The organism is uncultured Clostridium sp., from assembly GCF_947036855.1.
Classification (GTDB): Bacteria; Bacillota; Clostridia; order Clostridiales; family Clostridiaceae; genus Sarcina.
Window position 1 is genome coordinate 1 of sequence record NZ_CAMQRY010000076.1, and the last position, 12,338, is coordinate 12,338.

Here is a 12,338-nt window from a genome sequence, read left to right on the forward strand (position 1 = left end):
TATCAGAACCATTCTCTAACTCTGCTGCATCTGGAATAAATGATGGTGCTATGTGTATAAACTCTCAAATTAATGTTGATTTTGGTGATGCACCTGATACTAGTTCATCTAATGGAGCAGATAACTATTCTACACTGCTTGCTAACAATGGACCTAGACATGCAATAGTTAATGAACTTTTCCTTGGGTCTAATATAACATCTGAAACAAATGCATATCAAAATGCAGATGCAACTGGTGATGATATTATTTTAAATGTACCTGATGATGGAATTACTTCCCCTTTAGCACCAGTATTTACTGCTGATTCAACTTATACACTTTCAGTTCTTGCTACTAATAATACTGGAATAGATGCAACTGTATATGCTTGGATAGACTTTAATAAAAGCGGAACTTTTGATGGAAATGAATTTGCAACAGGAACTATTTCTTCAAACTCTAGTAACCCTAGAATTGTTAATTTAAATTTTAATATTGCAAATCAACTAATACCAGACCACACATTCGTTAGGGTTAGACTTACAACTCAAACTTTAACTAATACTAATTCTGCTAATACTACACTAGAAGATACTCGTTCTCTTGGACCTGCATATGATGGTGAAATTGAAGATTATTATCTTGAAATATTAAATTCTTCTACAAAACTTAATGGAAAGATTTTTTATGATGCTAACCAAGATGGCATACTTGATAACTCTGAAGTTGGAATCCCAAATGCATTTATAGTTTTATATGATGTAGCTAATCGTACTTGTATTTCAGAGCAAAGTGATGCCAATGGGGATTATGAATTTAAAGTTGATACAGCTGGAGATTATATTTTATATGAAACTTCTATCACCCCTGGTAATAATTGTCCACCTGACTTATTTGGACAGCCTAGTGGGTATACAAACTCAACAACCTCTAGAACTAGATTTATAACAGTAACACCTGCTGATTTAGCTAACCAAACTGACATAGTAAATAATTTTGGACATAATAATTCTACTGATACTTTTCCTTGTAAACCAACATCTTATCAGTTTGCAGGTTCCCCTATTACTGAAGTGTTTGAAATTAACCCTGTAACAGGAACTGTAACACCTTTATACACTTTAGATAGGCAAATAAATGCCGTAGGTTTTAATCCTCTTGATAACTTTATCTATGGTATTGAAGATGTTGGGCTTCCTAGTCTTATAAGAGTAGATGCATCTGGTAATACTTTTAATCTTGGAGTTATTAATAATTTAGCAAATAATGGAGGTTATATAACTGGTGCTTTTGATGATTTGGGACATTACTTCTTTATAAATCCTGGTGACCCTGAGTTCTATGTTTTAGACCTTAATCCACTCTCTGCATATTATTTACAACTTGTTGATCCAACTAATAATTATGATATAGAACTATCAGCTTTTGGTACAACACTAAGTATGACAACTCTTGCACAAGATTGGATTTTCAATATAAATGATGGAAATTTATATGGTGGAGCTAGAAATACTGGAGTAATTGAAAGAGTTATTCCTACCACAGGTCAAGCAACAAATCTAACTACTACAGGGCTTCCTACTGGAGAAAGTTTTGGTGCCGCATTCTCATTTACTATTGATGATATGTTTATAATCAGTAATGATACAGGAATTGTATATCGTATATTAATAAATGGAAATAATGCTACTGCTGAAAATTTCACTCAAACAGGAATTTTTTCAACAAATGATGGTACAAGTTGTATAAATGCTGTTATTGAACTTGATTTTGGTGATGCACCAGATATAGATCCACTTACTCAAGGGGAAGATAATTATAGAACTCTTCTTGAAAGTGATGGTCCAAGACATCAAATTATAAATAATCTAATGCTTGGAAGTCGTGTTAGTTCCGAAAAGGATGCTTACCAAAATTCTGATGCAACTGGTGATGATTTAATATTAAATGTTCCTGATGATGGAATTATAACACCTTTAACCGCTTTATATAATACAGATGATACCTATTCTGTTGATGTTTTATATACTAATGATACTGGTCTTGATGCCAATATTTATGGATGGCTTGATTTTAATAAAAATGGAACTTTTGATGAAAATGAATCTGCCTTTGTTGTAGTTTCATCAAATTCTACAAATCCTAGAATTGCTACTCTCACTTTCACTAAACCAGTAGGTAGTGTTGTAACTGAATACCATACTTTCATCAGACTTAGAATTACAACAGATAATTTAATTAATGCAAATACTGATCCAACTACTGAAGATACTCGTTCTTATGGACCTGCATCTGATGGTGAAGTTGAGGATTATTACTTAGAAGTTAAACTTTCTACTGTAACTTTCTGTGGCTATGTTTTTGAAGATTTAAATCTTTCTGGAACTTATGATATAGGTGAACCTGGTATACCAAATGTTTTTGTAGTCTTATATGACTTTGTTAACGTAATTTGCTATGAAACACAAACTGATGCTCTAGGTTTTTATAGCTTTGAAATATCAGAAGTTGGTGAATATCTAATATGTGAAACAGCTGGTAACCCACTTGCTTCTTGTCCACCAACCCCTTTCACGCAACCAACAGGCTTTGAACTTTCAACTACTCCAAGAGAAATATATATGCCTGTAACTAATACAGACCTTGCAAATGGAGAAGTTTTTTGTGATAAGCATTTTGGTCATATAAAACCAGCTAAAAAAATCCCTTGTGATGCCTGTGCATTTTTAATAACAGGTGGTGACTGCCCTGACTTAATACAATATAATATTATTTCAGCTAGTATAGATAAAAAAATCCAATTGCGACCTGTTCAAGATATTAATGCAATAGGCTATAGTAAACTTGATAATTATATATATGGATTTTCAAATACTAATGGCTTTTTAGTTAGACTTGATTATGATGGTAATATAACAAACTTATCTTCTACTAATGCTATATTTCCATTAACAACTCCATATTTTACAATCGGTGATATAAGCGCTGATGGATATTATTATCTTTATGAGACTAATTCATTAGAGTTTTATACTGTTGATTTAAGACAAAACAATGTGAATTTTCTACAATTATTAGACCCTACAAATTCATATGTATCAACTACAACAGGAACTACAATAATTGGTGGTGGACTACCTATAGAAGATTGGGGTGTTAGTCCTATAGATGGAAATCTTTATAGTATCGATATTACTAATGGTGATATTATCATCCTTGACCCAACTACTGCTTCTGTTACTAGAATTGTACCTACCCCAAGTATAATAGGTAATTTCCAAAGCATCTTAATTGATTCTAATGGTCATATATTTGCACTTGATGGTACAAATGGTGATATTTATAGATATATCATAACTGGTGGAACTGCTATATCTGCTCATATATCAAACACCTTTCCAAATTTATTTTTAGACGGTGCTATATGTTCTGATGCAAGTTTATTACTTGATTTTGGAGATGCTCCTGATATAGATGCTACTAATGGAACTGATAATTACTCTACCATTCTTAGCAACAATGGACCAAGACACGCTCGTAAAAATACTTTAAGACTTGGTTCACTTATAACAGAAGAGGCAGATGGATATCAAAATACTGATGCCACTGGTGATGATCTTATAAATGGAATTCAAGATGATGGAGTAAATATTCCACTTACAAGTCTTCCTTCTGGTGCTACTGAATATCTTTTAAATGTAAGTTACCTTAATAATACTGGTGAAACTGCTTATATTTATAGCTGGATAGATTTTAATAGTAATGGTATTTTTGAACTTTCTGAAGGTGTTATAACTCCAGTTCCAAGTTCTAATGACCCAAATCCTAAAGATATAAATATTCTAATTCCTAATACAAACTTTGAATGTTTTAAAGAAGATTGTACCTTTGCAAGAGTTCGTATCACTACTGATATTCTTATAAATGAGAATGGACTTTTATCAGAAGAAGATACTCGTTCACTTGGTGGTGCATCTGATGGTGAGGTTGAGGATTATAAAATTGATATAAAATACTATGCTGTTCAAGGTACTATTTGGCATGATGCTGATAAAGATGGACTTTTAAACTCTGAGCCACTTCTTGAAAATATAACTGTAGAACTTTACTCAAATGAGATTCCAAATACAGCTATTTATTTTACAATAACTGATGCTAATGGATTTTACTCATTTGATAATCTTCCACAAGGTGATTATTTTATAAAAGTTAATTCACCAAAAAACTTTAATTTCACTACCTATAATGTAAGTAGTGGTAGTTTTCAAAATTCTGATATATTAACACCAAATAATAATTCTGTTTTATTTACGCTAGATACAAGTAATCCACTTCAAGTTGTAGATGGTGGTATATTTCCTTATATGACTTATAGCATATCAGGCTTTGCATTCTTTGATTGTAAAGAAAATAGTATCTATGATAACTGTGATTTTTTATTCAATAATGTTAGTATATCCCTATATTCTAGTAATGCATCACTTTTACAAACAACTATTACTGGTGCAAAATCTAAAGGATATTATGAATTTAAAAATGTTGAACCAGGAACTTATATCCTTCATGTTACAGCTATCAATGCTTTAAATTTAACAGTTCCAGATACAAGCTATTATGCTTCTAGATTCTCACAAACTACATTTACAGCAGTTGTTACAATAGTAACTTCTAGTATTGACAATATAAATGTAGGATTTATAGGTACCCTAGAAGATAAAATCAAATATTGCTTCAAAGATATGACTACTTGCGAGTGTAATTCATGTAGTTCTTGCTCTTCTTGTAGCTCTTGTAATTCTTGTGGCTGCTCATCTGGTTCTTGTTGTTAATTTAAAGAAAATCCATCTGAAAATAATTTTCAGATGGATTTTTTTATTAATCAAATCATTTTTTTTCTATATTAAAATTGATTTGATATAATATTCTTCTTTTACATACTAAATAAACAAATAAAATATCAAATCACTATTACTTCAAATTTTGATTTATAATAATACCTAGCAATTAATTATAAATTTAAATAAAACTTAATTTGGAGGGAACTATGTCAACTAAACATTTTACAAAAGACGAATCATTATTTGTATATCTACTTAGTTTAACCCTTGGTGTTAGACAATTTGCAACTGCATTTATAACAATTTTCGTTTCTATATATGCACAAAAACTTAAATATGGAAGTGTTGAAATTGGAGCTATTGCACTCGGTACATATGGACTTTTACAAGCTTTACTTCAAATACCATTTGGTCTTTTAAGTGATAAATTCAATAAAAAATTAGTATTACTATTTGGACTCGCTCTACTTAGCCTTGGATTAATTTTATCAGTAGTTAGCAATAATGCTTATGTATTTGTATTTTCACGTGCACTTCAAGGTGCTGGTGCTTTTGCTGCTGTTGGATATTCTTGGCTTTCTATTAGCGTAGAAAAAGATAAAGTTTCAACTGCTATGAATGCTGCTGGTCTTTATACTGCCATTGGTGCAACAGTAGGACTTGCTGGAAGTACAGTTTTAATGATGTTTATGTCATATAAAACTATGACTTATATAGATATAGCTTGTGTTGCTATTACTTTTATTTTGCTTGTTATATTTTTAAAAGAACCTAAATCTGAAACTTCTAAGGTGGTAAAGCAAGAAGAAACTGAACTTGGAGCTGCTTTTTGGAGTTATTTTGCTACACTACTTAAAACCAAAGAATTCTCAATTGTTAACTTCCAAGCATTTGTTGGAACATATACAATTGTTGCAATATTCTTTATAGCACCACAGTACCTTTTAAAAATGGGAGATTCAAGTAAGCTTTATATAGTATTTATACCAGCTTCTATAATTTCTACATTATTTATAAAATCTTCTCTTAAATTTGTTAGAGCTAGAAAAACTGCACTTATTTTAGTTATATCACTTGTAGCTATGGTTATTGGAATACTATTATTTATTTGGCATTCTAATGTTATAACACTAGCACTTGGTGCAACTATCTTTATGAGTGGATATAATGTACTTGTAACTTTATTCCCAACTGTAACAAATCATATAGTTACAAAAGACCATTTTAGAGGTACATTAAATGGAGTTACTAATACTTTTGTATTTATGGGTTCATTCCTTGGAGCTATTGTAACAGGATTTATCTGGAGTACTTTTAGTTCAAACATTGCACTTATATCGCTTATTTCAATAAATATACTTGCACTTATTCTTGGAATTTATCTTTTAATCACAAGTCATATATTAAAAGAAATTAAATAACCTTAATATAATTAAAGGCTATATCATTTAACTTAATCATTACAGATTAAACTTTGATATAGCCTTTTTCTTAATTACACAAATAATTTACTAGCAATTAATCAGATTATGTTATATGATTATAAAAAAGCACTAAAGGAGTATTTTATATGACAGTATACGTAATTAACTACTATTTAAAAGAAGCATCATGCGGATGTGGTGGAGAACACCATGAGCATGAACACGCACATGCAGTTCGTGATGATAAAGAGGTTGTTGGAGCAATTAAAGAACTTGGACAACAAGCTGAACTTATGCCTGATTGTTACATAGTTAAAACTGATAAATCAGCAACTGAGATAGCTACTAAGATTAAAGCTGTAATGGAAGCAACTGATAGAATTTTCGTAACAGAAATCACTAAGGATAATGCAGAATCATTCACACCTGGTGTTATGGACTGGATTAGACAATAAAATAGTAAAAACCTATGCAACTTTCTGCATAGGTTTTTTATTTATATATTTATTTTTTACATCTTAGTACATACGCTGGTGGTATATTTCTATATGTTTTATCAGTATTTATACTCCCAAAGAATTCATCAAATAATCTTTTCTTAGCTAATGAATATTGGAAAGTTATAAACTGTCCACTTTTATCTAAAATTTCTGCTGTCTTTGTTAAAATCTTATCTGAAACTTCTCTTGGCAATGATGCAAATGGAAGCCCTGAAATTATATAATCAACATTTGTTATATTATATCTTACAAGTATTTCATCTATGTTTTCTGCACTCTCATTAAGCACCGCAACATTCTTTTTATGCCCATATAATTTATTTAATCTTCTATAAAAATCTTCATTCACTTCTATAAGTATTATCTTTGTATTCTCACTTGCCCTTGCTAACAATTGCTCTGTAAAAGCTCCTGTTCCTGGACCATATTCAACTATACATCTTGCATTTTCAAAATCTATCTCTCCAAGCATCTTGCTAGCTAAATATCTACTACTTGGTGCTACTGCTCCAACTTTTCTTGGATTTTTTATATACTCTAGTAAAAACATCAAATCACTCCAAACAATTACCCTAATTTATTAATATAAAGTAATTCTAAATTATATACTTTCTATCATTCTATACTGATTATTCTATTATATCAATATGATTTTAATATGAATTTCATCTGTAAACCTTATACTATATTGCAATTTTAGGTTTTTTACTATTATAAATAAACATACCTACTGATGCCACAACAATAAACACATATCCAAGTAATGAATATCTATCAGGTATGTTATTCCAAACTATAAACCCTATAAATGTTATAAATACTACATTACTATATCCAAATACCGAAATTTCTCTAGCTGGTGCATGTTTATATGCTGTAGTTAAAGCAAACTGTGTACATGATGAAAATACTCCTGCAAGCATAAGTGCTATAAACTGATGCATACTCGGCATTTCAAATTTATAAAAAACCATAAACGGAATAGATAATATAGCTGAAGCAAATGCATAGAAAAATACTATAGTATTAGGATGCTCTTTTGATCTTAAGAATCTTAAAAATGTTGCAACTATTCCACCAAATACCCCCGAAGCAATTGCTACTAATGAAATCATAATATTCATATGACCACTTGGTTTTACTATAAATAAAACTCCAATAAATGCTATGACCATAGCCACTATATGATATTTTTTTATTCCTTCCTTTAAAAATATAAAAGAGAATAATATCACAAAAAATGGACTAAGTTTACCAAGTACTATTGCATTAGCAAGTAACATATGATTAATTGCATAATAACTACACCAAACTCCAAGCGTTCCAAATAATGCTCTTAAAATTAAAAATTTTCTATTACCCTTTCTACCAAAAAATGAATTATTAGACCTAATTATAATAAATACAGTTGTTGCAACTGTTACAAGATTTCTAAAAAAACTCTTCTCATAAAAAGGCAAAACTCCAGCTTCTTTTATAGCAGTAGATGCTAAAGCTGCTGTAAGTGATGATACAAGTATTAATATTATCGCTTTGTTTTTGCTACTCAAATCAAACACCTCCTTTTAAACTAGACATTCTAATAGTATATGCCACAATTTAGCTTATTTCAAATATAAAGCAATAAAAAATGGAGTACCAATACTGATACTCCACCCACTATTAAATTACTGGTACAAATTTCTCACTTATAATTTCATTTTTATTATCAACATATTTTATTTTTGCTCTTACTAAAGATATCTTATCACCAACTATTTTTTTGCTAATTTTTGTTTCTATAGTATCTCCTGTTTGTCCCCGTTCTAAAATCTGATTACTCTCTATATCAAAAACTTGTCCATCTATTGAATAAACATAGCTTAATCCTACTATCTTCTTATCTGTTTCATTTTTCACTTTAGTTTCTAAAACTAATCCTTCACTTGTATTCTTAGTTTCAGTATCTATAAATTTAAGCTCCCCTATATCCACATTACCTGTTTTAGGACTTATCGCTATTAAATCTGCTTTATCTAAAATTGAAACCTTATTATTTTCGTATAGTGCAAAACCTGCTACGCCTATAATAACTGCTACCACTAATCCTATAGCTCTCTTATTCATCTTTTATCCCCCATTTATCTTTTGTAAAGTCATTTTCTTTATCTATATAATTACATATTAACTATCATTTTTCAACATTAATGTATATTTAATCTACTTATTTAACATTTTATTCTTTTTTTATGTATATTTTTTTAATAAACTGTTTCTATTTCATTTTTATTCCATTGACTTTTAACTCTTAGAACCTATAATTGTAATAGTTGACTAATCAACTATTACAAGGAGGGAATTAATTTGAAATTAACAGAAAAAATAGCAATACTATCTTTATCTTTATTAACTGTAATTGCTACAGCTGGTATCGGTCCTGCTCTTAGCACAATTGGAATACATTTCTCTAGTGCTAGTGAACTGACTTTAAAACTTGTTCTTACAATACCTGCATTAATTTGTATTCCTGTAAGTTTATTTACAAGTTATTTAACTAAAACAATCGCAAAGAAAACCCTTATGATTATAGGGCTTATATTATATACAATAGGTGGAGTTCTCGGATTCTTCTCACCTAGCATTTATTTTTTAATAGGTTCACGTGCTCTACTTGGAGTTGGGCTTGGAATGCTTGCACCAATTTCACTTGTTATAATTGGTGATTATTTTGAAGGACATGAGAAAGCTGTCTTCATGGGGTATTCATCTGCTATCACAAATCTTGGTGGAGTTATAGCAATCCTAATAGTTGGTGTTTTAGCTACAACAGGTTGGAGATATCCATTCCTTGTTTATCTTATAGCAATACCAGTACTTACAGTAATAGTTTTATTCCTACCAAAGAAAGCTAGATTTGAACATATTCATTCTAATGATGATAAACATATAAACCTTAATAAAGAAGTTTTTAAATATGCCTTTATGGCACTTACTGGTTACATAGTCTTTTATAGTGTTCCAACTAATGTAGCACTACTTATAAGTAGTGAGAAACTTGGAACTCCTACAACTGCTGGAATTCTTATAGCAATAGTTACGCTTTGTGGCTTTATAATTGGTCTTATATTTGGAAAGCTTTTAAAATTACTTCACAACTATATTCCTGTAATATCATTTTTACTTATGGGGCTTGGAATTATTCCTATGGGAATGGGACAATCTCTTTTATTAATATTTATAGGTATTATATTTGTAGGTCTTGGATTTGGACTTGTTGTACCCTTTGCAATGTTTAATGCTTCAAGATGTGTACATATGAAACATGCCGCACTAGGTATCTCAATAATAGCTACTGGTATATATCTTGGTGAATTTGTTTCACCACTAATTCTTGGATTTATATCATCACTACTTAAAATGAATAACATAAATGGTTCATTCTATGCATCAACAATTATAGCAATAATAGCTGCTATAATATTCTTCATTGATGCTAAAAGAACAAAAATAGCATAGCAAAAAAGACTATATCAATTATATATAAATAGTAAACTCTAAAAAAGCTTCCTAATTTATACATAATTATTTGATATAGTCTTTTTCTTTAAAAATTAACCTTAAAACTAACTTTATTATCTTCTGAAGTTATACCATATATAAGCTTATGTTTATCTAATATATTTTTAACTATATATAGTCCAAGCCCTGTTCCACCTGTTTTTCTACTTCTTGATTTATCAATTCTATAAAATGCTTTAAAAATATTTTCAAGTTCTTCTTTAGCCATAGTTATTCCTGTATTTTCAACTAATAGCTCATTTGAAGTAAGCTTTATTTTCACTTGTTCCCCTATTTCTGTATATTTAAATGCATTTATTATAATATTAGAAACTGCTCTTTTAAATAACTCTTTATCTACCATTGTAAATACCTCTTCTTCAATATCAATATCCAAATCAATATTTTTTCCATCAATAAAGTATTTATTTTTATAAATAACCTCTTCTACTATATCTGTTATACATACCTCAGTAATTTTTAGCTTTTCATCCATACTTTCAAGCTTACTTATAGATAATGTATCATTCACTAAATTCTGCATACTTATAACTATTTCAGAACACTCATCTATATATTTATCCCTGTCTTTATACTTACCAATATTGTATTTCATGCCTTCAAGCTGACCTGAAAGAACTGTAAGTGGTGATTTAAGTTCATGTGATATTGTAGCTATAAACTCTCGCCTACTTTTCTCTTGAATTCTCTCTTTTTCAATATCACTTTTTAAACTCTTATTGCTTTCCTCTAAATCTTTTATAGCAATATTTAATCTATCACTCATTATATTTAAATTTCCATATAACTGTGAAACTTCATCATTTCCACTTATATCTATCTTCTTACTAAAATCTAATTCTGATATTTTTTTAGCATAGCTATTTACTTCCCTAAGCTTTTTATCTATAAACTTTGAATAAATCCTCGCAATTGCTAAAGATACTATAAGTCCTATCACTATCATAAATGGCATAAATAACTTGATTGCCTGTGTAGCCTCATCAATAGGCTTATACATAGTTCTAACACTTACACTACAATCTTTATCAATGCTTTTTATATAAACATTCTTTTCAATAGAAATAATCTCCCCCTTTTCACTAGGTCGTCCACCTATGTAAGGTTTACCTATTGGTTTAACTAAACTATTTCCATTTTCATCTTCTATCCTAATAATTGCATTATTCTCATATGCAAAATTATTTACAACATCACTTAAATTATTTTTATCTGCTACTTCAAGTTCTTTCACAAAATTTTTACTATTATTATTTAACAACCTATATTTATATCCCTCATATACTCGTGGCATAAATGTATACATGGCAAAGTACAATATCAAAAAAGCTACTAAAATAAAACTAGCTGTTACTACAAATATCTTCTTCTTTATACTCATATTAATCCACTTATTTTTCAAGAACATAACCAATCCCCTTAACCGTACTTATATACTTGTAGTCTATTTTCTTTCTAATATTTTTCATATGAGTATCTATAACTCTTGTATCACCAAAATAATCATAGCCCCAAACTCTCTCAAGTAATACATCTCTTTTAGCAACCCTTGGATATATTTCTATAAGTAACTTTAAAATATTAAACTCCTTTAATGTAAGTTCAATTTCCTCCTCCATATAATATCCTTTAAAAGTATCTAGCTCTAATCTTAAATCTTCAAATTTTAAAATTTCTTCTTTAATATCTTGTATCATATTTCTTTTTAAAGCTACTTTCACTCTTCTTATTAAAATATTAAATGAAAATGGCTTTACTATATAATCATCTGCATCAAGCTCAAATGCTTTTATTTCATCACTTTCCTCTCCAAGCGCCGTTAAAAATATTATAGGTATACTTTTATCTCTCCCTCTTATAAGTCCACACAATCCATATCCATCAAGTTTTGGCATCATAACATCTAAAATAACTAAATCATATTTATTTTCTTTAAACTTTTCAAACCCTGCAATACCATCATTAGCATAATCAACCTCATAATTTTGAGTTGTTAAAAATTCGCATATAAGGTCTTGTATCTGCACATCATCTTC

Annotated in this window: 9 protein-coding genes; 4 read left to right on the forward strand and 5 right to left on the reverse strand. The window is 29.5% G+C overall.

What is annotated here, in order from left to right; genetic code table 11:
* The 3 genes from Q0V15_RS08690 to Q0V15_RS08700 form a co-directional block, all read left to right on the forward strand.
* The coding region (locus Q0V15_RS08690; protein ID WP_297438046.1) for an SdrD B-like domain-containing protein at positions 1 to 4,811 on the forward strand (4,811 nt) is incomplete at its 5' end.
* Between the two features lie 215 nt (positions 4,812 to 5,026).
* The gene (locus Q0V15_RS08695; protein WP_297438048.1) at positions 5,027 to 6,241 is read left to right on the forward strand and encodes an MFS transporter; all 1,215 of its coding nucleotides are present in this window, start codon (positions 5,027 to 5,029) and stop codon (positions 6,239 to 6,241) included.
* Positions 6,242 to 6,390: 149 nt separating this feature from the next.
* The gene (locus Q0V15_RS08700) at positions 6,391 to 6,699 is read left to right on the forward strand and encodes a hypothetical protein (protein ID WP_297438049.1); all 309 of its coding nucleotides are present in this window, start codon (positions 6,391 to 6,393) and stop codon (positions 6,697 to 6,699) included.
* Between the two features lie 49 nt (positions 6,700 to 6,748).
* Here Q0V15_RS08700 and Q0V15_RS08705 read toward each other — a convergent pair whose 3' ends face one another.
* The 3 genes from Q0V15_RS08705 to Q0V15_RS08715 form a co-directional block, all read right to left on the reverse strand.
* Positions 6,749 to 7,294 (reverse strand): class I SAM-dependent methyltransferase, encoded by a 546-nt coding sequence (locus Q0V15_RS08705; RefSeq protein ID WP_297438051.1) that lies wholly within the window; start codon positions 7,292 to 7,294, stop codon positions 6,749 to 6,751.
* Between the two features lie 133 nt (positions 7,295 to 7,427).
* Positions 7,428 to 8,294, reverse strand: a complete 867-nt coding sequence (locus tag Q0V15_RS08710; protein WP_297438053.1) for a DMT family transporter — start codon at positions 8,292 to 8,294, stop codon at positions 7,428 to 7,430.
* Positions 8,295 to 8,406: 112 nt separating this feature from the next.
* Positions 8,407 to 8,850: a hypothetical protein gene (locus Q0V15_RS08715; protein ID WP_297438055.1), complete on the reverse strand. Its 444-nt coding sequence runs from the start codon at positions 8,848 to 8,850 to the stop codon at positions 8,407 to 8,409.
* A 237-nt stretch (positions 8,851 to 9,087) separates the two neighbouring features.
* Here Q0V15_RS08715 and Q0V15_RS08720 point away from each other — a divergent pair, with 237 nt between their 5' ends.
* Positions 9,088 to 10,239 carry an MFS transporter gene (locus tag Q0V15_RS08720; RefSeq protein ID WP_297438057.1) on the forward strand — a complete coding sequence of 384 codons (1,152 nt, stop codon included), beginning with the start codon at positions 9,088 to 9,090 and terminating at the stop codon, positions 10,237 to 10,239.
* Positions 10,240 to 10,327: 88 nt separating this feature from the next.
* Here Q0V15_RS08720 and Q0V15_RS08725 read toward each other — a convergent pair whose 3' ends face one another.
* Together Q0V15_RS08725 and Q0V15_RS08730 are read right to left on the reverse strand one after the other, a co-directional pair.
* Positions 10,328 to 11,710: a cell wall metabolism sensor histidine kinase WalK gene (locus Q0V15_RS08725; protein WP_297438060.1), complete on the reverse strand. Its 1,383-nt coding sequence runs from the start codon at positions 11,708 to 11,710 to the stop codon at positions 10,328 to 10,330.
* Positions 11,694 to 12,338, reverse strand: a 645-nt coding sequence (locus Q0V15_RS08730) for a response regulator transcription factor (protein ID WP_297438062.1), incomplete at its 5' end; no start/stop codon positions are given. The genes Q0V15_RS08730 and Q0V15_RS08725, both read right to left, overlap by 17 nt.

What these genes read in the sequence shown, in the direction of transcription:
- Q0V15_RS08695 (WP_297438048.1), top strand. Translation starts at nt 5,027, where the DNA reads ATGTCAACTAAACATTTTACAAAAGACGAATCATTATTTGTATATCTA.
- Q0V15_RS08700 (WP_297438049.1), top strand. Translation starts at nt 6,391, where the DNA reads ATGACAGTATACGTAATTAACTACTATTTAAAAGAAGCATCATGCGGA.
- Q0V15_RS08705 (WP_297438051.1), bottom strand. Translation starts at nt 7,294, where the DNA reads ATGTTTTTACTAGAGTATATAAAAAATCCAAGAAAAGTTGGAGCAGTA.
- Q0V15_RS08715 (WP_297438055.1), bottom strand. Translation starts at nt 8,850, where the DNA reads ATGAATAAGAGAGCTATAGGATTAGTGGTAGCAGTTATTATAGGCGTA.
- Q0V15_RS08725 (WP_297438060.1), bottom strand. Translation starts at nt 11,710, where the DNA reads ATGTTCTTGAAAAATAAGTGGATTAATATGAGTATAAAGAAGAAGATA.